The sequence below is a fragment of the Romboutsia ilealis genome, from assembly GCF_900015215.1.
Classification (GTDB): domain Bacteria; phylum Bacillota; class Clostridia; order Peptostreptococcales; family Peptostreptococcaceae; genus Romboutsia; species Romboutsia ilealis.
In genome coordinates this window covers 537,899-561,307 of record NZ_LN555523.1, presented here as the reverse complement: position 1 = coordinate 561,307, position 23,409 = coordinate 537,899, and the positions used below count along the sequence as shown (strand labels likewise).

Genomic DNA, 23,409 nt, shown 5'->3' with positions numbered 1-23,409 from the left:
TTTATTATAGCATATTTTACCAATATGTTTCCGATTACATAAACTCTAGAGTTCTTAATTTGAAATCCTTTATCTTAGTATAAGAGTATGCCACATTGCTTTGTACAATAAAATTCTTAGTTTTAATATAATCTCTATCAGTTTCAAATAATCTTAACCACTTAAACCATTGCATATAGTTTGATATATACTTACTTGCGACACCATTAAATCTACCCATCCATTTCTTTAAGTTACTGTGTAAACTGTTGATATGCTGGATGTGATAAATACCTTCTTTATGTTTACCTGTTTTTATACGTTTATGGTCTAAATTAAAATCTGTAGCAAATTTAATATATGACTTATGGCTGTCTGTACATAATATAGAATTTTCTCCTATATGTCCTTTATAAAGCCTTTCAAGTTCTTTATGTGTCATTCTACCTTTACATAAAGGCTCTATTATTAAGTTTCCCTGTCTATCTAACGCTGTTGCAACACAAATCTGCTCCTTAGATATACCTCTTTTTTTAATCTCTTTACCTCTTTTACGAGATTTTCTTGGCATATTACCAGTTCTTGTACCTTTAAAACTTTCAGCAAAAAATACTTCATCTGCTTCTATTACTCCATCAACATGACCAGTACCTAAAAAATCGCTTATACAATCAAGTATTTTGTGTCTCCAGAAGAAACTTGTTGCTATATTTATACCTACTATTTTAGCAGATTTTCTTATTGATAGACCCATAATCATACATTTAGCGTATTTTAACCACTTATCTAAAGATTTCTTACTTCTATATGTTGCAGAGTTTGTAAAATCAGTAAAAGTCTTTCTACAATCTTTACAGATATATCTTTGCTTACCATTGTATTTACCATTTCTTGATATCGATTCAGAATTACAATGAGGGCACACTTTCCCCTTAGCAAATCTAAACTCTTTAACTTCTTCACATACTTGTCCTACTTGAGAACCTAATACAAGAAATTCTTCTAAGTAAGATAATAATTCCTCTATTTGACCTAATGGTAATGTTTGTATATCTGTTAATATAGACTTTATACTTGGCATACTATAACCTCCGAAACATTAATATATCTATATTATAACCTATATATTTAAAAGTATCCATTTTCAACATTGATTTAAAACATAGCCTATTAAAAAAGAGATTTTTTTAAAATCTCCTACTTGAAATAAAACTTATTGTTTAGTTTATATGTATTTACTCTATCTGTTCTACCTACATAATAAACCAATCCGTGGCTCTCTAAGGCTCTTAAATAAGCAACTATACTTCTAGTATCTTGAACATCTATCAAATCTCTAAACTCCTGTTGTTTCAATATAACTGTTCCTGTTTCATCTGATACTTTTATCATTTGCATATATAAATGTAATTCTTGTGCTCTTAAACCTAAATCTAAAACTTTATCTTGTATACATATCATTTCAACTTAACTCCTTCTGTAAATGTTATGTGTTAATTATACCATACTACAAAATATTTGTTATGATGAAATATTTATTTATCCGAATAAATAAATCAAATAAATACACAACCAACTTTTTTATTTATTTATTTAGTTATTTATTAGAATAGTAACTAGTAGAATAGTTATATAATAGAATAGTATGTCACGGAAAATTTTCAGTTTCTATTGTTAAGGAAATATTTCATTATCCATTAGGATTTTTTTCATTATCCATTAAGAAATATTTCCTTTTCTGTAAAATTATTCACAATATATCCACAGTTAATCTATGAATAATTTTCTCTTAAATTTAACTTTACCATTTTTAATTTTCACACTACTTCCTCTACTGTTTAATATAAAAACTCTATCTTTTATACTTATAGTACTATTAATAGCTTGTAACATTTGGTAGTGACCTATTAAATCATTTTCAAATTTTCTAGCATTCTCTATTGATTGATGTTTAGAAAACACTTCTAAAGTATCAAATAATAATTTGTCTATCTCTTTAGTAGACATATCACTTTGTTCTTCAAGAAACATTTTATATTTTTTTATAAAATCTAATACATTTCTATCTATGTGATAATCAGCTACTACGTGTGATTTCCACCTATTGTTTCTATCTTTAGGTTCAATATTACTAGAACCTATATAATAATATTTTGCTGGCTCTAAACCATAGTATTTTAATAGCTCCTTTGGGAACATAGTTAAGTCAAAAACTCTTTTATAGCAATAAGGTGTTACTTTTTTTAATTTTCTTTTCTTCATATTCTTCAATCTCCTTTAATAATTAAATCTACTCTCATAGCTATCATAATATTTAGCATTCATTCTATTTGTATTTCTTCTATAATCTGTTTCATCATATATTTCAAAGTAATCTACAGCATCATATTTTTTATTTTCTTTTTCTTCATGTCTTGCTTGCATTTCTGCAATATATATTAAATCTAAATCCATATTTTTGTATATAAAAAAGAACTAGATTTCTCTAGTCCTCTATATGCTCCTTTCTATATATTTCTAATGCTAATTCATCTATTATATCTCTATGAGCATCCAGCTCTTCTTTTTTACCTTCTAATGTATCTACTTGTATTCCATATTTACCTTCTGAAACTAAAACAGTTCCTACATCAATAATAGTACCTGCTACTTGCTTATATATATTTATATATATTTCATTAATTCTTCTATTAAAATAGCCTACTAAAGCTCCTATATAACTATCTTGATGTTCAACTTTATAAGCATATACAGTTTTTATCCTACATCCAAATTGCCTTTGTAATATATGTATACCTGTCATTAGTTTAGCATCTATTTCTTTTCTATCTATTATTTTCATCTTCAATATCTCCTTTGTATATTAATTTATTGTTTAATCGTATAAAATTAATTCCAATATCTAATGTTTGATAATTTGCATTACTTATATCTTCTGTTGAATGTATCAACTTAAATTCTTTTTCATACCTTTTATCTAGCACTAAATTTAAGGGATAATATTTATACTTATTTAAAAGTAATTCTGTTATCTCTTCTTTGTGGTATTCATATTCATAGCTGTGGTTCATGAGTTCAATTGATTTATCTGGATGTAAAACTAACAGCCATAAATTAAATTCTAACTTATTCATTATATTGTTCCTTTCATAATTTTTTCTTCTCACAAACCTAGTGAAGTGAAGTGTACACCGAAGGTGTACGGTTACGAAACGGAACGTATAAACATAAACTGTAAATCTATTTTGAATATTAATTTTCAATAATTTAAAAAGTTATCAATTTAAGAGTTCTTGTATTTTACCTCTATATGTAACTCCTATTTTGACAACTTTTTAAAAATATCCTATTAATAATTAAAGCTCTAATTTTTATATTTATATTAAGCAATATATTTTATCAATAATCTTTATGAAAGCCCTTATAATAGCTCCTATAGCCTTAAAATAGCATATAAAAAACATATTTTATTTAATATCTTATTGTATAATATTTGTTTAAGTTTACATAAAGTGTGATATAATAATATGTATAAAAGAGATTACATTCTATGTGCTGTAGAGTGTGGTTTCCATAATAATTATTTGGATTTTTTGAACTTGATATTTATTTCAAGTTCTATACCACTTTTTCTCCTGCCAGAGTTAAAGTGTAAAAAAAAGGATAACTTAATTGTTATCCTTTTTTTATTAAAATCCTACTCCTCCAGCTAGTCTTGCACTTCTAGTTTTAGAGGTATTTATTTCTTCATTTATATATTTTGCTGTTCCTTTTGCTACAGCTCTACCATCTAAGTTAATTGTATTTTCAACTACAGTAGTTCTTTCGCTCATTAGCACATCTAACATTTTAGTTAATAATTTATTTTGAGTTTTTATTTCCTCATACATTCTATCATTAGTTCTTGAACTAGCTGTAGATGCTCCACCTGTTGTTGACACAACCTGTGATGGTTTATATCTTGCTCCATAGAAATCTACACTATTTCTACTTAAACCAGCCATACGTTCATTCATAGCTTGTGTTAATGCCTGTGTAGATGTTTGATATACTGTAGCTCTAGTTACAGTAACCTTCCCTGTTATGCCTTTTGATAAAGTATTTCTGATACTATTCCAATCTGCTATAACATTATTTTTCAGTTTTTTCATAGAATTTGAACAACCATTGTATAATGAACTAAATGAACTTTTAGCTGATTGTTCTAAAGCACTAAAACTCTTCTTACTTTGATTATACATACCTGTAGCATCTTGCATAACATTAGTCTTAGTTTTTGACATAGAAGTGCTTACACCTTTATATAAATTAGTCATACTTTGTTTAGCACTTTCTTCTAATTTACTAAAACTAGTTTTTACACCTAAATATGCATCAGTACCAAATTGCTTTATAACTAATGCTGATGCATCTAAATTAGCTTTAGTAGCCTTTGGTATTTCACCTGTTTCAGTTAATGCTATATTTCCCAATCCAGATAAACTATTTTCAACATCAGTTTTCATAGCATCCATATTAGCTTTCGCTTTACTAGCTCCATCTTTTGTATTTTTATCTATTATATCAGCTGTTTCTTTAGTCTTTTGGTCTGCTATATTCTTTGTATCATTATAAGTTTGTTCTTTACTTCCTTTGTAAATTTCATTACTTAATTTAGAATTTTCAGCTAACTTTCTTTCATTTTCTTGAATGTAATTTATAGTTTCTTCATGTTGTTGCTTTGCTGTTTCAAGTCTTTCTTCCATCCCTGGAAATAACTTTTCGGCTATTGGATTATTAACAAATGTTTCTAATATACTTATCTGAATTTCTTGGAAAAATGCTTTTATTTGATTAGCCATAGTTTGAACGTTTAATACTACATTACTTACACCTAAACCTACAGATGAAAATAATAAATTGAAAGTGTCCATAACAGTAGTTAATATAGGTAATACACCACTACCAATAGTTTCTTTTAACTCATTCCAACTGTTACTAAAATCTTGCTGTGATGCTTGATAACTTCCTTCATAAGCACCTGTTACTTCATCTATAGCTCCTGCTGTATCTAAAGCACCATCTTTAACATTTAACCAGCTTTCTAATACTGTTTGATTTCCATATTCTACCGTTCCTTTATATATATCTTGAAGTGCTTGTGCTCTTTTTGTTTCATCACCCACACTTAGTATAGCTTTATTTACTTCATTAAAAGCATCTACCATAGTAATTTCGCCACTATCAATTCTTGATTTTAAATCATCTACATCTACTCCAACACTAGCTAATGCTTCTTTACTAGCATCAGAACCATCTGTGATAGTAAGAAATACTTCTTTCATCATATCAGCTACTTTATCACTATCCATACCTGTATCTTTCATAGCTTGTGATATTAATGCAAATGCTTGTTTACCATCTACACCGAATTGACTAAATATTGGTGTATATTCTAAGAATGTGTCCATCATATCTCCAGCAATATTCATTCCTTCTTGCTGTCCTCTTATAATCATACCTAATGCATCTTCTGCTGACATTCCCCAATTATTATAAGCCATTTGCATAAAACGAACCATATCAGATGTTTCATATCCTCTATCGTTCATTATAGACATACCTTTAGTTACTTTTTCCATTTCTTCATCAGTAAGGCTCATAGTTTGACTTAGTAATTCAACACCTTCTGATATACTACCAACATCATATCCTCCATCAGAAAAATCTTTTATCTTCTTATGAAGGCTTTCAGCTTGTTTTTCTGTCACTCCTAGATTTATTTCTAAATCCGTTATAGCCTTATCGAAACTCTTTGTACCATCTATTATGGATGCTGTGAACATTCCTGCTAGTGCTAAACCTGCTCCTTTAGCTCCTAATGATAATAAATCTAATCCACTATCTAAACCATCTATTTGACCTGTGAAATCTCCTATATCCAAATCATCGAACATAGATGATAAATTATCAACATCAACATTATCTAACTTAGATAATTCATCTTTTAGCTGTCCGATTTCTTTAGATGCTGATGTCATCTTATTTTCAGTCTGTGCTATTTGATTTTCAAAACTTCTTAAACCAGATACAGCACTTGAAAGTGTTCTGTCCATACCATCTAGTTTTTGCTGGTACTTTTGAAGTTCTTTCTCTGCATCTTTATATTCTTTAGAACCTGTTCCTACTGTTTGTGCTAAATCTTGTAATTTCTTTTCAGCATCAGCTATTTTAGATGGTAGTTCATCAAATTCTTTCTTATAGCTCTTTAGTTTATCTTGCTGTTCTACATATGCTTTATTTAAAGCATCTAATTTATTTTCATATTGCTTTAATACATTTTCTCCAGCATTAACAGCTTTAGTATAATCTTCTATACCTTTTTCACTTAAAGCTAATGCTTTCTTACTTGCATTAAATGCTGTTTCCATTTGTTTCGTTGCTCTATTAACATCTTTTAAACCACTTTCAAAATCTTTGCTATCTAATGAAAGTTCTACAAGCAAATTATTTATAACTTCACTCATTATTTCTTTTCCCTCTTTCTTTAATTTTTTAATAAAAAAAAAGAGATAAACTAGGAAATTAAATTCCTTGTTTATCTCCTATTTAATTAAAAGAAATCTTCTACTTTATCCAATTTCTTTTCTTCTTTTACTTTAGATTTATCATCTTTTGATAATCCATTTACCTTCATATATACCTCTTGCTGTTCAAATAAATATTTAGGTGTTGTATTATCAAAATTATCTGTTCTGTGTAATAACGTATACCACAAATATTCCAGATATGACCAATCCCAATCATCAGTTAAATCTATTTCTTCTTCGTTACTGTTTTTTTTGGCTTATTATCCTGTGGCATTGCATCATTCATTAATTGACCAACAACATTAAAACTAGCAAATAGTTCTAGTAAATTTAATGTATCTACTTCTGATTGCTCGAACTCTGGATGATTGAATTTTATACCATGATATAAAACACTAGATATAACATCTAAATCACCGTCAGCTAATCTTGCTATCATTTCTGGTGTTGTACATTTACATTCTTTACATACACCTTTTATAACTCCAAAGTTAAATGATATTTTATATTCTTTATTGTTTATTTTTATTTTTTGCATTTTACATACTCCTTAAAGTTTAATTTTTAAATTCTAAGGAATATATAAAATATTCCTTATTTCATAGGTATGCTAATACCTTATGTACATAATAAAAAGCCCTCTAAGTCGAATTAGAGAACCTTTTATCTTAGTTATTTTCACTACTTTTTATTTTTTAACATTTCTAAAGGTGTTGGTACATTTTCTGGGAATGTAGTTAGGAATGTATTTAAGAACTCTGTATTCTTACAAGCATCTTGGTCTGCTCGAACCCTCCATATCCCTGTTTCAGCCATTGGTATTATAGAGAACTCTATTTCTACATTAGCTATTTCAACACCATCTTCTTTTGTAGTAAAACTTTCACCTTTTATATTAGCTTTAACTTGCGGTAAAGATACATATCTATAAGTACCATTAGATTTTTGTGACTTAAATGTCATTGCTAGCACAGGTGATAATACATTTGAATTATCTGCTACAACTCCATCAACTATTTCTTGTCCAGAAATTAATGCATACTCTTCCATTGATAAACCTAAAAGTTCCATAGTTACTGTTCCAGAACTGAAACCAGATGCTATTACTTCTGCAACGACATCATCAGCATATATATTTTCACTTACAGTTTCTATTTCAACTTCTGCTGTAACTAAACCAGCTACAGATATTGTTGTGTCTGTATCTACTTCATTAGTTAACTCATTTCTTTTAGCTAAGTGTAAACCACTTAAACCTATTTGACCTATTTTTGCCATATTTTTATTACCTCATTTCTTATTTTTACATAAAAATAAGACTTATATTTCAAAGTCTTTTACATATCTAAAATTGAACGTTCTACCATAATAACCATCATCATACATATCACGTTCACTTATTTTTATAAAATTATTTTGTTTCATTAGCTCCTTTAACATATCTATTTTAGATGCTCCATCTGTTGTATTAAACCAATATATTAAACCTATATCTGATTGTTCTGCATCAGCATTATCGTCAGTAAATCTAATATCATTCTGATTATTAGTTTGGAATATTATATATTCACTATCATCACCATCATAATTCATCCAATAAATAGGTATGTTTAAAGGCTCTAATGCTGTTATTATCTTTGAGTTAATCATTTTATCTTAACTCCTTCTTTAAAACTTCTATTATTTTTTCTTGTGCTGGATTTAAACCTTTCTTAAAACCATCATTCATAAAATATGTTCCAGCTCTACCTCTAGAACCAAAATGATTATAATAAGCACGTTCTACAATCTTTCGATTATCTCCTGTAACTCCAACATCTATTGTGGTTCTACCTTTTTTAGTTTTTATCTTCTTAGCACTCTTTATATTATCTCTTAATTCTCCTGTATCTACAGGTGATGCACTCTTTAAAGCATCTTCCATTGGCTCTACTCCAGCTAATAATGCTTTCTTAGCTACATCTTTTTGAACTTTCTTTTCAAGCTCTGATAGTTTCTTAGTTAAACTTGATAAATCAAATTGTAAACTCATATTAACTACCTTCTTATTTCACATATAAGCTCAACATATCCATTTCCATATGGACTTATATGCTTTATATTGTATTGTTCATTTTTATAAATAACTACATTATCTAAATATATATCTCTTCTACTAAATATTAGAAACTTTACAGTTTGACTTTCCATGTCTTTATTAGCAAATATATATTCTTTAGATGATTGAACTTTCTTTTTACATCTTAAACGATATAATTTTTGAAGTTTTTTTACACTCATTCCTGTGTTCTTATCTGCTACTTTTACTTCTTTGTGAATTTGTAATATTTCTCTTAACTCGCCTATATTAAACATAACTCACCTAAAAGAACTTTCTGCTGGTATTTATATATCTTTGTATCAATGGGTTAGCTTTAGTATTTGATTGCACCATAGCACTTCGGTATTCATACATTTCACTAACTAAAATTAAATAAGCAGGAACTAGTGTATTTGCTTGTAAATATTCATCTTCTGAAAGTCCACAGACTTGTTTTAAATATTCTTTAGCAACATACATAAATATTTCTATTTCATTATCATCATCTTCAAATTCTAATTCAACTCTAAGATAATTTTTCATAAAATCTAAATCTATATCTTTAATACTAAACATCTTTCTTCACCTTCTTAGTTCTAGTAGATTTCTTTTTAGTTTCAGCTACAACAGCTAATAAACCAGCATCTACCAATTCACCAGCTCTTACAGTATCTTCTATTTCTACTATTGAACCTTTTGTGAATGCTCTGCTTAACTTTAAGCAATAAAAAGGTGATGTTATAACTTCATATTTCATCTTATCACCTCAATTAAAATAAAATTAAAGTTGTGCCATTAAAGACACAACTTATTTTCAACTAGGAAATATTAACCTACAAACTTTAACTTAGCTATTGCTTTAACTATAGCTGGTTTACAGTCTAAAGCTACAGTTGTTCTAAATACAACTCCACCTGTAGTAAAGAAAGCATCATCTGAACGCTTAACTTGTGCATTTGTTCCTATTCCACAAACTACAGCTTTTTCCATATCAACAAACATCATATCTGTTATATCTTCACATACAACAACAGGTCTACCCATTAATTTAAATTGCATTCCATTTACTAAATCTCTAACTAGTATTGGATGCCCATCAGTACCAACTAATCCTGCTAATCCTTTTAAGTGTTCATCATTTACTACGAATATAGCATTCTTTCTATATTTAGCATTTAATCCAAAGTATAAGTTAGTAACATCTTCTAAAGCTATAACTCCAGATGCTTTTTGATTAACATCTACAACACCTTCTGCTGTATTTAAAGTTGTAGCTATCATACTTTCTACAGTTTCATCTATAGCTTGATTTCCTTCTTCTCTTATTAATCCCTCAACATCATATGATGCATCATTCATTAATTCTTCTGATACAACTGTTAATAAAGCATATTTTTCTGGTCTTAAGTCTACTTGTTCAACTAAAACATCTTTCTTAGATATTTCAGTTAATTCAGATGCCTTAACAAGTTTACCCATTTTAGATTTTTGTACAGGTACTATTGAATTACCATTGAATTTTTCTATTCTAGCAAAATCTTTTAATCCTAATTCTTTTGCTCTATCTGTAACTAATGTACCATTTTGAACTTGTTCACCTTTTACATTTGATTTAGTCATATCCCTTAATTCTACTTCTTTTCCTTCTAATAACATTGCTCTAGTTTCCATATTTGTTTCCTCTACTTTCATTTCTTTTGTATTTTTTAAATTTCTAGTTTCTTTTTGTAGCTCTATTTGAGCATCTATTTCTTTTACTTTTGCTATTTTTGTTTGCATTTTTTCTACATCAGCTTGTTCAGCTGTTCTTGTTTCTAGCTCTACTTCCATAGCATCTAATTCAGCCATTAATTTGGCTCTTTTTTCTATAAGTGCTTTCATTTTTCAAAGTTCCTTTCTGTAAAATTGCACACAAAAATACACTAGTTTTCTTCACTAGTGTTCTTTTCTTCATATTCATTTGTTTTTTCATTAATAGTTTGGTTCATAATAGTATTTATTACTTGACCATCACGAACTATTGAATTGAATTTAGATAATGTATGTACATCTAAACCTTCAACTCTATTTTCATTTAGTTTATTCCTAACTTCATTTATAGAATATACACCTGCATCTAATGCTCTAGTGTAATACTCAATTTCATCTTTTCTATTAGTTCTCAATAGGTTACTTATATTAAACTCGTAGAAATAATTTCCACTTTCTTTTTCTTCTTCTGTAAGTAACTGCATATTACATATTTCTTCAATCCTTCTAATATAAGGTAATAATGTATATTGTAAGAACTGTAGATTTGATTGTTCAAGATTACCATAGTTACCAGACTTTTCTGCTCCACCAATCATATGTGGTGAAATCTTTAATAATCTTGCTATTTCTGATATATTAAACTCTTGCATCTTCAATAGTTCTACATCAGCTGGTGATAAACTTATATTCTGGTATTTTAAATCATCTGGTAGTACTAGCACTCTCCCAGAATTTCCACCACTAAAGAAACTTTTAATCTTTTGTGATAAATTTTCTCTTTGCTCTGGAGATAAGTTGTTAGGTGTAGTTAATAAACCTTTCATATAAGAACCATTAGTAAGAGTAGCACCAATAAATTTTGATTGCGCATTCCCTAGACCTATGACTTCTTTTCCTAGCTCTAAAATACCTTTTCCATTTACACCATCTTCACTATTTAAAGCTAAGTTTATAACCTCAAAATATTGATATTCACCTTGATAATTTTCCTTAGTTATCTTGTACATATATTCATCTGTACCATTTATTTGTCTTAGTTCAACTTCTGATTTCTTTAAAGGAATTAGTTTTTCTATTTCAAAATTATCATTTCTAACTATTAGTGCAAAACCATTGCCTTCTAATATAGCTGATTTTATAATTGTATCCTTTAAATCGAATGAAGTTATAAATCCATTACACGACCTATTTAATAAATAGTTTATTTTCTCATTAACTCTTACCTTAGAACCATCTTTTTCAATCTTATATTTATAGATTGGTAAACTAGCAATAGTTTCTGATATTAAATTAGTTCCAGAATATAATGCACTTAGTTTTAAAGCTATATCTCTATTACTTTTTGAAAATCCATTAAATTCTATATTTAATACATTTCCTGTATTTATATTTTCACTATCCATTGGAACAGTTTCACTTCTTGTGAATTTATCAAATATTCCCATAGTGTTCTCCTTTCTATCGTATTTTTAAAGGTATAAATACCTTATAAGTATTTTTAAACACCTTTAAAATCCAATTTAAAGGCTCGAATTTTTTGATATTAAATCATAAATATATCGTCAATATTAAATTTTGGTTTTTCTTCAAGTGCATATGCTTGTTTGAAAGCAAATATTGTACTTGCAACCAAGTCTATCCTCATATTATTTTTATTTTTCTTAGTTATCATTTCATTTTCTGATTTATCTTTAACTGTGCTACAGTTACTCATACACCAATCAAATAAACTTGATTTCTCATAGTATACATTTTTCAGATATACTTGTTCTCTAAATGTCTTTGTTGGATGTGATAAATTGTAATAATTCTGCTTTATCTCTACTACATCAAATGTATCAGCTAACCTTTGAGCTGTTTGTGTCATATTGTAGCTGTCATAACATATTTCTTTTATAGTACATCCATATATAGAAGGTATATTTCTTATATACTCTTCAAGATAGTTATAATCTACTATATATCCATCTGTTATATGACATTCACCCATTTCAGCTGAAAGTCTATAATCGAATTTTTCCCTACGATTTTTCAAACTTTCTTCTGGTAGAAATCCTATTGATTTTATGTAGTACTTGTTATTTTCTTTAAACATAATACTTATTGCTGTTAAATCGGTTGTTAAAGATGCATCTATACCAACTATAACTTCTTTACCTTTGAAATCAATCTTATCAACTCTACACTTTTTCCATAAATCAAAGTCCATATATTTATCTTCTCCAGCTGATTGCAACCATTGATTAAGATTTTTTGTTCTAAAAGATGTTTGTTTACTACTCATTTCAAGTGCCATTTTACACTCACCTCTTAAGAACTCCATACCTAATTCAGATGTAGCCTGTAAAGGATTGGATTTAATCCAAACTGTTTCATCTATCCAATCATCATCTTCATCCAATTCATAGCACATTAAGAAAAATCTATCATCTATTATTATTTCATCTAAAACTTTCTTCCCATATTCAATCTGGTCTTTCATTGGATTATTTGGATATGGATATCCTGTTGAAATTGTAAATAATAATCTGTTTATAGTAGATAGCATAGAAGTTTGTAAACTATCATATATAGAACTATCTCTAGCACTACCATATTCATCTACACAACCTACAGATACTAATTTTCCATCTGTATTTCTTGCTTCACCTGCTATTGGAAATAATATATTATTGTTCATTTTACATATTATTTTATCTTTTCGTACTGTAAAATGTTTCAACAATAAAGGTGATACTTCTAATGTTTTCTTTATTTCATCAAATAATATACTTGCTTGGTCTCTTGTATTAGCTCCAGCTACTAATTGTGCATAATCTGGTTCAAATATCAATGCTAATAACATAAACATTGAAACTAACCACGTTTTAGCATTTTTTCTAGCTATAAATACACAAGCCTTTTCATATCTTCTTTTATATGGTTTATCTCTATGGAATATTGCATATAGGTTTATTAATATAAACCATTGGTAACCTGCTATGTGCTTATAACAAGACTTACCTGCAAATTCCCCTGTAGCAAAATTTGATAATTGAACTATTCCATCTATCTTTTTTACTACCTTCATATCTACAAAATACGTTTTGTAATATTCACTATCTTTGTTATTTACCATATCTAAGAAGTGTTTACATTGTTTTATAATGTATTTACCAGCTACAACTTTACCAGATACTACATCCTGTGCATATTTATATGCTTTTGCATATGCACTAATATTCATATAAACACCTTCTTTCTCATAGTAATATGAGATAACTTGTCTTAAGCTATCTCTTTAAATTTATTTAGTTTTAAATAATCATCAGCATACATCCATCTATAACCAAATGCTGTTTTTTGCTTACCTCTACAACAAGCACTTAGATTTGTTGTATTTCCTTTTTGTAAATAATCTATAGCATCCGTTATACAATCGAACTGTTTTATAACTACATCTATATTTTTATCCAGCATTATTATTTTTCTGGCATTATGATTATTACTTCTTTTTACATCTGATTTATTATTGATTATTTTATAATATAACTCGGTCTTATTTTCATAATCTTCCAGATACATCCACTTATAACCTAAAGCTGTTAATCCTTCCCCTGTACAACACTTCGTTATATTTGATGTGTTATTGGTAGTACAATCTAAATACTCCAATGCATCTACTATGCAATCAAATATTCTAATATGTTTGTTGTTTATTTTATCTAACATAATCACTTTTCTAGCTCTGGGATTATTAGCACCTTTATTGGCTTTACTTAGTTTTTGTCTAGTTGATACACTTCTCGGTTTATTATACAAAGGATGCATTTCACCTCTAGTAACCATACTAAATAAGTCTTTATGAACCTTATGTAATTCTTCTTCCAGCCATAAAGCATCTTCTTCGTTATCAAATCTAGCTATTATTTTAACCTCTATATTTTCCTTACCAACCATTTTAATGAAATCTAAGTATTCTTGACTTCTTCTATTTGTCTTATTATTTGCTCTGCAATCATATCCACCTTTAGTTTTACATTTGCTATAGTTAACGCTACCTTTACCTATGTAAACAGGTTTGTCTTGATATAGATGCATATATACATAATATTTTTTCTTCATAACTTACCTTCTTTCTATTATTTTTCATAACAAAAAAGAAGGCTGGATGATAATTATTCATCAGAACCTTCTTATATTAATCTCTTAATAATTTTAGTAATTCATCATTTTGTTCTTCTACTTTTTGTTCTTTATTTTTCAGTATTTGTCCACGGTTCTTTATTCCTAGTCCTACTGTGGAACATAAGGTATTATAACTACTCAATAGTTTTTGATAACTATTGATGATTTTACTTTGTTCTACTAAATCCAATTCTGGATTTAATAATTCTTTTTGTAATCTCTCTAATAAAACTTCTGTTGAAACTAGATTACCTAATACACCTAAATCTAAATCTGAAAGCAAATCAGATATGGTTAATAAATCAACATAGAAATCAAATTTATTCAGCCATACATCATCCTGTATTTTCAAATGTGGTGTATCTAATGTAAGAGTTTTTCCGTTTAACTCTTGTAATTGTTGTGTAGTTTCATAGTTTTCTTTAGTTCTTTGAGAATACATATTTTTCATATTTATTCACCTACTTCTAAAAAGTTTGGAAAACTAACATTGTGTGTAAACGTGACCTCTCCATTGGGAATGATGGTTCTCAAGGAAAATGGAAATTACTAGTCCTCCAGCCATTTTTGAAAATTATTTTTCAATACCTAATAATTTCTTTGTGAACTTATCACTATTAATCTTTTGTTTTATATATTTATTTAATTTAATTTCATTATCAATATTATCTCTGTGTAACTCTCTATGACAATCAACACAAACTAATATTAGATTATTATCTTCTAATCTCTTATCAAAGTCTTTAAGCAATGAAACTATATGATGTACATCTAAACCTTCTGTATATCTTCCTAAAGCTCTACATATTGCACAATGATTATCATATAGTTTTATAATCTCTTGCCTTTTATTTCTCCAATCTGTAGATACATAAAACATTCTTATAGCATCTTCATTAGCCTTATCTCTTACATATCTATTCCTATTGTTTCTCTTGTTTCGTTCCTCATTAAACTTACTATCACATTCTTTGCATCTAGTAGTACCATATGGAACTTTAGTATTACAATCCTTACAAAGTGTATAAAGGATAATAACCACATCCTTCTATAATATTTATTGGAGCTGGTGATAGGAATCGAACCTATAACCTATGCATTACAAGTGCATTGCTCTACCATTGAGCTAAACCAGCAAGGAGGTTCTCTATCAATTAGATAGAGAATTGATTTTTGATTAGTAAACAATTTAACAATGTCAACTTCTCAAGTTGACTAGATTAATACTCTAAAATCTCACGCAACAGATTAGTCCGACTTTCCTTTATAAGTCAGCCTTTCTTAAAAAAATTTTTATATTCAGTCTATAATATTCAATTCATTGAGTACTTTGAATATTATAGCCATTATTTTACTATTTAAATTAATATTATATTTACATAATTCTTTTTTTAGTTTGTCTTTAAAAATGCCATATTCCATATTCTCACCTCGGAATAATTTATCATAAAACGTAAAAGCAGGTATATTTCAACCTGCTTGCCCAACATACCACCAAGACAATTAATATATTGGAAATTTTTAACTTAAACACTAAGTCCCTCTAAAATTTTTGCTAGTTTTACGATTTGAACAAATAGTTTAATAGCTCGTGTCTGGGATTGAACCAGATTAAAAATGACCTACTCACACGAACATATTTAAGAAGGTAGGTTTTATAGTGTCCTACCATACACATTCTCCACTTTATATAGCACATCCAATGAAGAATAAATTCAATGATTTTTGATTAAAACAAGTAGCTTTTAGAGTGAGCCATCACTTTTCAAAAATAAAAGGAAGATTGAATAATTCAATCTATAATGAAAGACTTAAGAAACAAAAGAGAAATATCTTAAGTCTTATATTTATTTGCCAGCTGTAGGAATTGAACCCACAATAAGCCTGTCTTAAGCCAGCATAAAGGAGTGGTTTTTTAATGAGATACCATAACTCACTTCATATGTCAGAATAATAAGCTCTGAATGATTACACTTGACTTATTTCTTCCACAAACCAAACGAACGAGCTGGTGCAACCAGCAAGTGAGTATTTAAGCTCAACTATTATTTATATTAAATCAAAAAAAATACTAGCATTTAAAACTAGTATTAATTTCTTTACACATTGATTTGCTATCGCAAATGCAACGTGTCGCCACCAGACAAGCTGGTGTCGTATATTTTTTATTGTTTATTTTTAAGAGTTTTTTCGGTAGTTTTTAGATTAAAGTATATTAATATTATATAAAAAACTACCTTTTTTGCTCTATTAATTTTTAGCTATAATATATATAGTTGGTATTGTATTACCTACTTTTTTACCTTTACCTTTCATAATACAATAACCAAACTGACTTATATATTCATTGAAAGCTTTATCACCTAAAACTGTAAATTTCTTTTCATGCTTAACATCCCATTTAATTTTAAATTCTTCTCTTAATTTTTTATATTGTTCTTTATTTATGCTTACACCTTTTAAGTTATCAAGATATTCTGGTATCTCTTCTAATGCTGAATATTTTTTCTGTGATTTACTTTTATTAACTTCTTTTATTGATACATTTTTATAATATTTTCTTAGGTTAACTTCATAAAATTTAGCCATTGTACAATATTGTAATTGCCCTAATACACCATTTATTATGTTTAACTTACAAGCCACTTTTTCTATTTGACAATAATTAGGATGTATTTCTACATTTCCATCAAAACAAAATGTTATCATAAAAGGAAAATCATTGTTTCTTTCCACATTATATTTTGTTCTATCTAACATTTTTAATCCTTCTAAATATGAATTTTCATACTTAGGAATACATACACTATTTAAAGTTATATCTACCATATACTTGTCCATAAACTCTTCTTTAGTTAGTGTTTCATAGTCCTTTACATATCCCATTGTTTTATCACAGTTAACTTTTATTTTCTCTAACTCTGCTTTATTATGAGATATTATATATACATTAGTTCTATCTTCTGGATTATTTGGATTATGTCTTTTTCTACCTATGAATTGTTTTATTTGTGTAAAATCATATTGATTTAATAAGACTATGTGCTTTAAATCTTCCATCTTAAGATTAACACCATTATCCATAGCATTATTTGCTATTATTCCTAATATATAATCATCATAGAAACTTTCATTATTTATAGTTAAATCATACTTTTTAGCCATTTCTTCATCAACTTTAAAACCTCTCCCTTGTTGTTCCCATTTAGAATACATAAAACCAATAGCTCTTTTATCTGTACTCATAGTCTTAACTAAATCCTCTATCTTATTTTTAGTCATAAACTCATTTACAAATATTATAAATTTTTCATCAGCTGGTATTTGTTGCATAACATTTTCTAATTCATCATTAGTTACAACTATATCTAATCTATCATTAAATCCTAAATCCATACTTTCTTCTACACTTAAAACTTCATTGTAAAGTTCTCTTCCATCAAATTCTATATCTTTTATAATATCCATAAAATGTTTCAATTCTTCTGTAGTAGCACTAAAGAATAATATTGTATTATCTACAGAATGATTTATAAGCTCATTTAAGGTTAATTGAGTTGTATTATTCCAATAATCATTTAAAAAATAATGACATTCATCAGCTATTATTAGATTATATTTTTCTAAGAATGTTATATCTTCTAAAATCTTTTTAGCTAATGATTGATATGAAAGTATATCTATATATTTACTTACATACTCTTCTTCATTTATACTTTCAAAGTATGTAGCATCCAAATTATTCTTTAAATCTTCTTTGATTTGAGTTATTAAAGCACTTCTATTAGCTAATAGTAATGCTTTCTTTTGTGATGCTCCAAAAGGTTTAAATTCACCTTTAGCTATTTTAATTACATTAGTTTGCACAAAATAAGTCTTACCTGCTCCTGTAGGGGCTGTAATCATTTGTATTTTACCTTTAGTAGTAAATAACTCTTCTACTTGTTCTTTACTAAATTTTTCTGATAAATATCTTGCTGTCATTTTTATTCAATCTCCTTTTTATTAATTTTCTAATTTTTTTATAATTTGTTTTATGTTTTCTATTTTCATTTCAAATTCACGTTTAGTTATTTCATATTTATTTATAGTTTGTTGTAATAATTCTTTTTTTACTTCTATTAATATTTGTTTTTCAATATCTTGTTCATCTGATGTATTTATCAATAAAGGTGACCATCCATCAACTGTATCAAAGTAAGTATGAGATATATTATATCTTTTTAGACACTTATAAATTGATTTATGAATAGGTAAATTCGATATTTCTTTTATTTGTTTATATATTTCTGTTTGCTCTTTTTTATTCAATCTTACTCCAGAATAGCTTAATAAAAGCTCTTTTATTTGTTTATCTATAGATTTAACTTCCTCTATGTTAATATTATATTTATACTTATTTTCTCTTTTGTAATTGTACTCACATAAACCACTACAAACTTCTATATTTTCATTTGTTTTAAATATTTCTCCACACATTCTGCATATTTTTTCTACTTTAGAGTTTTCTATAATTTCTCTACATTCCTTACAAGGATAATGTTTTAAATCAATAGGTGCTTTATATACAACTCCACATTCACTACAAACTACCTCATATCTTTCCTTTATATTTTTTCTTCTACATTCATCACTACAGAATTTATTAGTTTTATTTTTACCATCAAATTCTTCTCCACATTCTTCACAAATAAGTTTATAAGTTCTATTTTTATTAGCTATTGCCCTACATTCATCAGAACAATATTTTGATGTTGCTGTATTAGTGTCAAATGTTTTATTGCATATTTTACATTCTTTTTTGTATTTAAAACTTTTATTCATCTTATTAAATCTCCTTTTTAATCTATCTATTTTCTTTTTCTATTTCTTTATTTAATAAAGTTCTTATTAAATTTGATATTTTCATACCTTTACTTTCGGCGAATTTCATATATTTTTCTTTTTCCTGTTTGCTCACTCTAGCTCTAATCACTTCATTTTTTATCATTTTCTTATCTCCTTTGTAGCTACATAATCTTTAAATTTTTTTTAGTTCCTAAAGAACTTGATAAGTGATTATATACGGTAAAAATGACAAGTGTAAAAAAATATATAAAATTTTTTAATAATATTTAAGATTTGTTTTGTAATACTCATTTTTAAAAGGATATTTAGTATTACCTATAATTTTGAAAAGGCTCTCCGTGGCTTTAAATGGATTGTTTTTTTCTAATATTTTGAATAAAAAATTAATTTTATAAACAAAACAAATGATTTAATAATTAATATATGGTATAATTTAGCTTGAAGAAATTACAATCTAAGAGTGATGGTTTCTGTACTAAGATAAGACTTCTTTCCTATAGTCCGAGGAAAGGAGGTGGATGTATGGAAATTTTAACATTTTTATTGAATAATTCAGATGCTATAATATTGAGTATTATAGGTTGTTTTATTTATGACAAAATAAAAATCACTCTTACAGGCAATAAGAGTGATTTAGATAAAAATTAACTTTGTTAGTTTATTACATAGAAATCACGCTCTATTCCACTAGATTGTAATTTCTTTTTTTGTTTATTATTAACTATATTATAACCTATTTTATATAAATTATCTACTTTTTTCAAAATATAATAATCAATCTACATCTATACTTAAGTTTTAAATCCTTATAAACAAATTGTAAAAAGCAGGATTTTACACCTGCTTTCAAATTATGCATCTACTTTTTCTAAATACTTATCTAATGAACTTAATAATTCATTTTTATATTTATATATGTCACTTATATTTTCTATATAATATCTTACTTCTCTCTTATTTTCATCAGATATTGTTATGCTCTTTTTAGATGAATTGAAATATAATCTACATATCCATTTTCTTATATTTCCTTGATATAATATACCAAAATATCTTTCAACATCTTTGAATTGTATATCTTCTGGAGCTACTACTTCTGATAATATACTTCTAACTATATTAAATCCTTCTAGTTCTTCTTCTGTTGTTACAATCTTACTTTCTGTATTCTCTTGTACAGCAACTTCTTCTATGTTTTCAACTTCTTCTGGAGCAATAACTACAGTTTTATCTTCTTCAACTTCATTATTTAATATACTTTTTATTTTATCATTCATAAATTCATTTACAAATTGTTGCATAGATTTCTTTACTATAGGTCTAAACTTTTCAACTACATTAGCTGTTTTTACTCCTGTAAAGAAATCACCTATTATAAATCTTACAAATTCATCACTAGGATTATTTAATTGACTATTTAATTGAGCCTTTATAAGATTGCTATATTTTAATTCTGATGCTGTATTGAATATAGTATCTATATCAAATTTATCTTTAGTAAACTTTTTAAGTTCAGCTACTTGCATATCATTTATGTTTAATAAGTCTAACACTAAGAATGGTTTTTCATCCATCTTATTAGGTTCTTCTAAATCCGTAAAGAATTTATATACTATACCATTAGTTAATATAGCAAACTTAGCATCAGTTACTGTAAAATATCTAAATAATTGTGCATCATGTTTTGTTAAATCATCATCTACACCTTTTGCTTCTATAAGTATTACAGGTTTTCCTTCATTCATTATTGCATAATCTACTTTTTCCCCTTTTTTAGTTCCAACATCAGCTACAAATTCTGGTATAAATTCCATAGGATTGAATACATCATATCCTAATAAACTAAAGAATGGCATTATTAAAGCTGTTTTAGTAGCTTCTTCTGTAGCTAAATTACCTCTTACCATTTCTATTCTTTGTGAATGCTGTTTTATTTTATCTATAAAGTCCATTTTATTCTCCTCCAATTTGATATTTTTCAAATAACATTTCTAAAGCTGTGTCTACTAGTTTAGACTTAGGTATTTTAGTTTCTTTTGATAATTCATCTAAGATTTCCAAAAGTTTTTTGTCTACATTTGTACTAAATCTAGTTCTACTCACTTCCTTACGTATTCGTGTCATATTTAACAACTCCCTTATAAGAATAATTATAATACTTTATTATTAAAATGTCATTAAGTTTCATTAACTTTAAATAAAATAAAAACAGGTATTATACCTGTTTTGAATATTAATTTTCAAATTTATAAAGTCCAACCTTCAAAGAAAAATCCTATTATATTATTCATTGCCTTTATGAAATATGGGGCTGTTGAATTTATATATAAATCAAATATCTTTTTAGCTATCATCAACAAGAAAATTAATCCCATAGTTACAGCTAATATAGTTACTATACTTCCAAGTATTATCACTAACTTTTCCTCCTTATTAAAATCCCTATTAAACCTTCTTATTTTTGCTTTTATGTATATCATTTTGTATTTCCTCCTATTGTTTTTCATTCCAATAGATGGTATACTATTTCTTGTCTAGGGAACTGTATTCCAATCTATTGGGTATGGTTCTTTTTTATTATCTAATTACTTTCTTTTGGTTCTCCATATTCTCTTATCATAGCTGTTTCAGTTACTATCCATTGCTTACCAAACTTTTTACAATCAATACCTTCTACTAACTTCCCATAGCTTACAGCTTTTCTTAATGTGCTGTCACTTAGTTTCCAACGTTTACTAGCATCTGAAAATGCCATTAATCCTTCAAATGGATTATTCATATTCTCACCTTCTTTTAACTAAATAAAACTTTTAATAACATAATAATTATTATTGTGTAAAAAATTGTTTTTAATAATTCTTTCATTTTTAATAAAAAACTGATAATATATATTAAAGAGATATGTGGGTATCTCTTTAATATATTTAATTTTATTTTAATAGCGATAAAATAAGTTCTTTTATTGCTATTAGGTAAAGTAGTGACTTAACAATTTGTCTTAGAAGGTTGTTAAGTCTTTTTAATTTATTTATCAGTTTTATTGTTCTCACCTCCTTTACAAATATTATTATATCACGATATCGTGAACTTTGCAAGTCTTATTTTACATTTTTTTGTATTTTTGTATAAAAAAAGTAGCCTATTTAGCTACTTTTTTTATACATAAACCACTTTTAAATTTTTTTATCTAAATCAAAAACTAATTGGTTATATTCCTTCTTTAATGCCTTTATATCCTGTCTAAATTCGTTTCTAAGCTGTTGTAACTTACTTAAGGTATAATTCTTTTACTAACCTATTATTCTTTAAAGTATAGATTGCTCCAGCTCCTAATCAATCTATTTAATTAAAATATTCATCTGGATTTTAATGTGTAAAACTATAATTTATTTTTGTTTATCAATATTTCATATATAAATCTTCTATCATATTTGTTTATTATCTTAGGTTTACAATTAATATTTACAACCTGTGTTCCAGATATTTTTAAAGTATGTTTAATTTTGTTAAATTTCCACTTTGATATATTTAATACTTCACATACTTCATAGCCAAACATATCTAGTTTAACTTTATGCTCATTATATATATTCAAAACAATTTCTGGTTCTACATTTGATAGGTGTTTTTTTAATAATTCTTTAACTTCTTTTTCTCTTAGATTTGTATATTTTTTTATGCCTATCTTGCCTAATATCTTTTTACATTCACTTGTGATTATTCTATCTATAAGATGTATTGTATCTTTTACTATAAATTTATCTATATCATCTATTTTATATGGTCTATAATCTATTTCATATACATTTAAAAAGATATTGTATAACATATTATTTTCTTTATTGTGTCGATATTTTATTCTCATTGTTTTTTAAATCTTCTTTTTCTAAATCTTTTATTATATCTATAAAGATGCTACACAATCTATCTTTATCAACCTTATTTGTACCATATGTAATATTAATTTTCATATCTTCTATTTTAAACTTTACCATTTAATATACCTCTTAATAT

31 protein-coding genes and 1 tRNA gene are annotated in these 23,409 nt (G+C 26.9%); 1 reads left to right on the top strand and 31 read right to left on the bottom strand.

Annotated features, from left to right (window positions below; translation table 11 throughout):
• Window positions 1-34: 34 nt before the first annotated feature.
• The 25 genes from CRIB_RS02640 to CRIB_RS02520 all read right to left on the bottom strand — a co-directional run bounded on the left by CRIB_RS02640 (window position 35) and on the right by CRIB_RS02520 (window position 19,537).
• Window positions 35-1,060, bottom strand: coding sequence for an IS1595 family transposase (locus CRIB_RS02640; RefSeq protein ID WP_180703006.1), 1,026 nt, complete (start codon window positions 1,058-1,060; stop codon window positions 35-37).
• 116 nt (window positions 1,061-1,176) lie between these two features.
• Entirely contained in the window at window positions 1,177-1,440 is a 264-nt protein-coding gene (locus CRIB_RS02635) for a hypothetical protein (RefSeq protein WP_180703005.1), read from the bottom strand.
• A 306-nt stretch (window positions 1,441-1,746) separates the two neighbouring features.
• Complete coding sequence (locus CRIB_RS02630) at window positions 1,747-2,241, bottom strand: hypothetical protein (protein ID WP_180703004.1); 495 nt, start codon at window positions 2,239-2,241, stop codon at window positions 1,747-1,749.
• A gap of 15 nt (window positions 2,242-2,256) precedes the next feature.
• The gene (locus CRIB_RS02625) at window positions 2,257-2,433 is read right to left on the bottom strand and encodes a hypothetical protein (protein WP_180703003.1); all 177 of its coding nucleotides are present in this window, start codon (window positions 2,431-2,433) and stop codon (window positions 2,257-2,259) included.
• A 31-nt stretch (window positions 2,434-2,464) separates the two neighbouring features.
• Window positions 2,465-2,821 carry a hypothetical protein gene (locus tag CRIB_RS02620; protein WP_180703002.1) on the bottom strand — a complete coding sequence of 119 codons (357 nt, stop codon included), beginning with the start codon at window positions 2,819-2,821 and terminating at the stop codon, window positions 2,465-2,467.
• Complete coding sequence (locus tag CRIB_RS02615; RefSeq protein WP_180703001.1) at window positions 2,805-3,113, bottom strand: hypothetical protein; 309 nt, start codon at window positions 3,111-3,113, stop codon at window positions 2,805-2,807. The genes CRIB_RS02620 and CRIB_RS02615 overlap by 17 nt, the downstream gene beginning before the upstream one ends.
• Window positions 3,114-3,668: 555 nt before the next feature.
• Window positions 3,669-6,485 (bottom strand): phage tail tape measure protein, encoded by a 2,817-nt coding sequence (locus tag CRIB_RS02610; protein WP_180703000.1) that lies wholly within the window; start codon window positions 6,483-6,485, stop codon window positions 3,669-3,671.
• An 86-nt stretch (window positions 6,486-6,571) separates the two neighbouring features.
• Complete coding sequence (locus tag CRIB_RS02605; protein ID WP_180702999.1) at window positions 6,572-6,736, bottom strand: hypothetical protein; 165 nt, start codon at window positions 6,734-6,736, stop codon at window positions 6,572-6,574.
• Window positions 6,737-6,774: 38 nt separating this feature from the next.
• Window positions 6,775-7,086, bottom strand: a complete 312-nt coding sequence (locus tag CRIB_RS02600; protein ID WP_180702998.1) for a tail assembly chaperone — start codon at window positions 7,084-7,086, stop codon at window positions 6,775-6,777.
• Window positions 7,087-7,229: 143 nt separating this feature from the next.
• Window positions 7,230-7,826: a major tail protein gene (locus CRIB_RS02595; protein WP_180702997.1), complete on the bottom strand. Its 597-nt coding sequence runs from the start codon at window positions 7,824-7,826 to the stop codon at window positions 7,230-7,232.
• Window positions 7,827-7,868: 42 nt separating this feature from the next.
• Window positions 7,869-8,198, bottom strand: a complete 330-nt coding sequence (locus CRIB_RS02590) for a hypothetical protein (protein WP_180702996.1) — start codon at window positions 8,196-8,198, stop codon at window positions 7,869-7,871.
• Window position 8,199: 1 nt separating this feature from the next.
• Complete coding sequence (locus tag CRIB_RS02585; protein ID WP_180702995.1) at window positions 8,200-8,580, bottom strand: HK97-gp10 family putative phage morphogenesis protein; 381 nt, start codon at window positions 8,578-8,580, stop codon at window positions 8,200-8,202.
• A 5-nt stretch (window positions 8,581-8,585) separates the two neighbouring features.
• Window positions 8,586-8,903 carry a phage head closure protein gene (locus CRIB_RS02580; RefSeq protein WP_180702994.1) on the bottom strand — a complete coding sequence of 106 codons (318 nt, stop codon included), beginning with the start codon at window positions 8,901-8,903 and terminating at the stop codon, window positions 8,586-8,588.
• A 7-nt stretch (window positions 8,904-8,910) separates the two neighbouring features.
• The gene (locus CRIB_RS02575; protein ID WP_180702993.1) at window positions 8,911-9,204 is read right to left on the bottom strand and encodes a head-tail connector protein; all 294 of its coding nucleotides are present in this window, start codon (window positions 9,202-9,204) and stop codon (window positions 8,911-8,913) included.
• Window positions 9,197-9,385: a hypothetical protein gene (locus tag CRIB_RS02570; protein WP_180702992.1), complete on the bottom strand. Its 189-nt coding sequence runs from the start codon at window positions 9,383-9,385 to the stop codon at window positions 9,197-9,199. Before CRIB_RS02570 ends, CRIB_RS02575 begins: the two co-directional genes overlap by 8 nt.
• A 71-nt stretch (window positions 9,386-9,456) precedes the next feature.
• Entirely contained in the window at window positions 9,457-10,509 is a 1,053-nt protein-coding gene (locus CRIB_RS02565; protein WP_180702991.1) for a phage major capsid protein, read from the bottom strand.
• Between the two features lie 41 nt (window positions 10,510-10,550).
• Window positions 10,551-11,825: a phage portal protein gene (locus CRIB_RS02560; RefSeq protein WP_180702990.1), complete on the bottom strand. Its 1,275-nt coding sequence runs from the start codon at window positions 11,823-11,825 to the stop codon at window positions 10,551-10,553.
• 98 nt (window positions 11,826-11,923) lie between these two features.
• The gene (locus CRIB_RS02555) at window positions 11,924-13,606 is read right to left on the bottom strand and encodes a terminase large subunit (RefSeq protein WP_180702989.1); all 1,683 of its coding nucleotides are present in this window, start codon (window positions 13,604-13,606) and stop codon (window positions 11,924-11,926) included.
• Between the two features lie 41 nt (window positions 13,607-13,647).
• Entirely contained in the window at window positions 13,648-14,484 is an 837-nt protein-coding gene (locus tag CRIB_RS02550; RefSeq protein WP_180702988.1) for an NUMOD3 domain-containing DNA-binding protein, read from the bottom strand.
• A gap of 76 nt (window positions 14,485-14,560) precedes the next feature.
• Window positions 14,561-14,998: a hypothetical protein gene (locus tag CRIB_RS02545; protein WP_180702987.1), complete on the bottom strand. Its 438-nt coding sequence runs from the start codon at window positions 14,996-14,998 to the stop codon at window positions 14,561-14,563.
• 123 nt (window positions 14,999-15,121) lie between these two features.
• Window positions 15,122-15,589 (bottom strand): HNH endonuclease, encoded by a 468-nt coding sequence (locus tag CRIB_RS02540; protein ID WP_180702986.1) that lies wholly within the window; start codon window positions 15,587-15,589, stop codon window positions 15,122-15,124.
• A gap of 19 nt (window positions 15,590-15,608) precedes the next feature.
• Window positions 15,609-15,683 (bottom strand) — tRNA-Thr (locus CRIB_RS02535).
• Window positions 15,684-16,797: 1,114 nt separating this feature from the next.
• The gene (locus CRIB_RS02530) at window positions 16,798-18,531 is read right to left on the bottom strand and encodes a DEAD/DEAH box helicase family protein (RefSeq protein WP_180702985.1); all 1,734 of its coding nucleotides are present in this window, start codon (window positions 18,529-18,531) and stop codon (window positions 16,798-16,800) included.
• Between the two features lie 21 nt (window positions 18,532-18,552).
• Window positions 18,553-19,371: a hypothetical protein gene (locus CRIB_RS02525; RefSeq protein ID WP_180702984.1), complete on the bottom strand. Its 819-nt coding sequence runs from the start codon at window positions 19,369-19,371 to the stop codon at window positions 18,553-18,555.
• 22 nt (window positions 19,372-19,393) lie between these two features.
• Complete coding sequence (locus CRIB_RS02520; RefSeq protein ID WP_180702983.1) at window positions 19,394-19,537, bottom strand: plasmid mobilization protein; 144 nt, start codon at window positions 19,535-19,537, stop codon at window positions 19,394-19,396.
• 380 nt (window positions 19,538-19,917) lie between these two features.
• Between CRIB_RS02520 and CRIB_RS12695 the strand changes: the two genes are divergently transcribed.
• Window positions 19,918-20,043, top strand: a complete 126-nt coding sequence (locus CRIB_RS12695) for a hypothetical protein (protein ID WP_279386149.1) — start codon at window positions 19,918-19,920, stop codon at window positions 20,041-20,043.
• Window positions 20,044-20,246: 203 nt separating this feature from the next.
• Here CRIB_RS12695 and CRIB_RS02515 read toward each other — a convergent pair whose 3' ends face one another.
• From CRIB_RS02515 to CRIB_RS02490, 6 genes are all read right to left on the bottom strand, one after another.
• Window positions 20,247-21,347 carry a type I restriction endonuclease gene (locus CRIB_RS02515; RefSeq protein ID WP_180702982.1) on the bottom strand — a complete coding sequence of 367 codons (1,101 nt, stop codon included), beginning with the start codon at window positions 21,345-21,347 and terminating at the stop codon, window positions 20,247-20,249.
• 1 nt (window position 21,348) lies between these two features.
• Window positions 21,349-21,519 carry a ribbon-helix-helix domain-containing protein gene (locus tag CRIB_RS02510; RefSeq protein WP_180702981.1) on the bottom strand — a complete coding sequence of 57 codons (171 nt, stop codon included), beginning with the start codon at window positions 21,517-21,519 and terminating at the stop codon, window positions 21,349-21,351.
• Between the two features lie 122 nt (window positions 21,520-21,641).
• On the bottom strand, window positions 21,642-21,875 hold the full coding sequence (locus tag CRIB_RS02505; protein ID WP_180702980.1) for a hypothetical protein: 234 nt from the start codon (window positions 21,873-21,875) through the stop codon (window positions 21,642-21,644).
• Window positions 21,876-21,976: 101 nt separating this feature from the next.
• Window positions 21,977-22,174, bottom strand: a complete 198-nt coding sequence (locus CRIB_RS02500) for a helix-turn-helix domain-containing protein (RefSeq protein WP_180702979.1) — start codon at window positions 22,172-22,174, stop codon at window positions 21,977-21,979.
• Window positions 22,175-22,774: 600 nt separating this feature from the next.
• Window positions 22,775-23,260, bottom strand: coding sequence for a hypothetical protein (locus tag CRIB_RS02495; protein ID WP_180702978.1), 486 nt, complete (start codon window positions 23,258-23,260; stop codon window positions 22,775-22,777).
• Complete coding sequence (locus tag CRIB_RS02490) at window positions 23,235-23,390, bottom strand: hypothetical protein (protein ID WP_180702977.1); 156 nt, start codon at window positions 23,388-23,390, stop codon at window positions 23,235-23,237. Before CRIB_RS02490 ends, CRIB_RS02495 begins: the two co-directional genes overlap by 26 nt.
• Between the last annotated feature and the right edge of the window lie 19 nt (window positions 23,391-23,409).

Bases quoted from the DNA above. Each gene is read 5' to 3' on its own strand.
- CRIB_RS02640 (WP_180703006.1), bottom strand. From the start codon at position 1,060: ATGCCAAGTATAAAGTCTATATTAACAGATATACAAACATTACCATTA.
- CRIB_RS02635 (WP_180703005.1), bottom strand. From the start codon at position 1,440: ATGATATGTATACAAGATAAAGTTTTAGATTTAGGTTTAAGAGCACAA.
- CRIB_RS02630 (WP_180703004.1), bottom strand. From the start codon at position 2,241: ATGAAGAAAAGAAAATTAAAAAAAGTAACACCTTATTGCTATAAAAGA.
- CRIB_RS02625 (WP_180703003.1), bottom strand. From the start codon at position 2,433: ATGGATTTAGATTTAATATATATTGCAGAAATGCAAGCAAGACATGAA.
- CRIB_RS02620 (WP_180703002.1), bottom strand. From the start codon at position 2,821: ATGAAAATAATAGATAGAAAAGAAATAGATGCTAAACTAATGACAGGT.
- CRIB_RS02615 (WP_180703001.1), bottom strand. From the start codon at position 3,113: ATGAATAAGTTAGAATTTAATTTATGGCTGTTAGTTTTACATCCAGAT.
- CRIB_RS02610 (WP_180703000.1), bottom strand. From the start codon at position 6,485: ATGAGTGAAGTTATAAATAATTTGCTTGTAGAACTTTCATTAGATAGC.
- CRIB_RS02600 (WP_180702998.1), bottom strand. From the start codon at position 7,086: ATGCAAAAAATAAAAATAAACAATAAAGAATATAAAATATCATTTAAC.
- CRIB_RS02595 (WP_180702997.1), bottom strand. From the start codon at position 7,826: ATGGCAAAAATAGGTCAAATAGGTTTAAGTGGTTTACACTTAGCTAAA.
- CRIB_RS02590 (WP_180702996.1), bottom strand. From the start codon at position 8,198: ATGATTAACTCAAAGATAATAACAGCATTAGAGCCTTTAAACATACCT.
- CRIB_RS02585 (WP_180702995.1), bottom strand. From the start codon at position 8,580: ATGAGTTTACAATTTGATTTATCAAGTTTAACTAAGAAACTATCAGAG.
- CRIB_RS02580 (WP_180702994.1), bottom strand. From the start codon at position 8,903: ATGTTTAATATAGGCGAGTTAAGAGAAATATTACAAATTCACAAAGAA.
- CRIB_RS02575 (WP_180702993.1), bottom strand. From the start codon at position 9,204: ATGTTTAGTATTAAAGATATAGATTTAGATTTTATGAAAAATTATCTT.
- CRIB_RS02570 (WP_180702992.1), bottom strand. From the start codon at position 9,385: ATGAAATATGAAGTTATAACATCACCTTTTTATTGCTTAAAGTTAAGC.
- CRIB_RS02565 (WP_180702991.1), bottom strand. From the start codon at position 10,509: ATGAAAGCACTTATAGAAAAAAGAGCCAAATTAATGGCTGAATTAGAT.
- CRIB_RS02560 (WP_180702990.1), bottom strand. From the start codon at position 11,825: ATGGGAATATTTGATAAATTCACAAGAAGTGAAACTGTTCCAATGGAT.
- CRIB_RS02555 (WP_180702989.1), bottom strand. From the start codon at position 13,606: ATGAATATTAGTGCATATGCAAAAGCATATAAATATGCACAGGATGTA.
- CRIB_RS02550 (WP_180702988.1), bottom strand. From the start codon at position 14,484: ATGAAGAAAAAATATTATGTATATATGCATCTATATCAAGACAAACCT.
- CRIB_RS02545 (WP_180702987.1), bottom strand. From the start codon at position 14,998: ATGAAAAATATGTATTCTCAAAGAACTAAAGAAAACTATGAAACTACA.
- CRIB_RS02530 (WP_180702985.1), bottom strand. From the start codon at position 18,531: ATGACAGCAAGATATTTATCAGAAAAATTTAGTAAAGAACAAGTAGAA.
- CRIB_RS02525 (WP_180702984.1), bottom strand. From the start codon at position 19,371: ATGAATAAAAGTTTTAAATACAAAAAAGAATGTAAAATATGCAATAAA.
- CRIB_RS02520 (WP_180702983.1), bottom strand. From the start codon at position 19,537: ATGATAAAAAATGAAGTGATTAGAGCTAGAGTGAGCAAACAGGAAAAA.
- CRIB_RS12695 (WP_279386149.1), top strand. From the start codon at position 19,918: ATGGAAATTTTAACATTTTTATTGAATAATTCAGATGCTATAATATTG.
- CRIB_RS02515 (WP_180702982.1), bottom strand. From the start codon at position 21,347: ATGGACTTTATAGATAAAATAAAACAGCATTCACAAAGAATAGAAATG.
- CRIB_RS02510 (WP_180702981.1), bottom strand. From the start codon at position 21,519: ATGACACGAATACGTAAGGAAGTGAGTAGAACTAGATTTAGTACAAAT.
- CRIB_RS02505 (WP_180702980.1), bottom strand. From the start codon at position 21,875: ATGATATACATAAAAGCAAAAATAAGAAGGTTTAATAGGGATTTTAAT.
- CRIB_RS02500 (WP_180702979.1), bottom strand. From the start codon at position 22,174: ATGAATAATCCATTTGAAGGATTAATGGCATTTTCAGATGCTAGTAAA.
- CRIB_RS02495 (WP_180702978.1), bottom strand. From the start codon at position 23,260: ATGAGAATAAAATATCGACACAATAAAGAAAATAATATGTTATACAAT.
- CRIB_RS02490 (WP_180702977.1), bottom strand. From the start codon at position 23,390: ATGGTAAAGTTTAAAATAGAAGATATGAAAATTAATATTACATATGGT.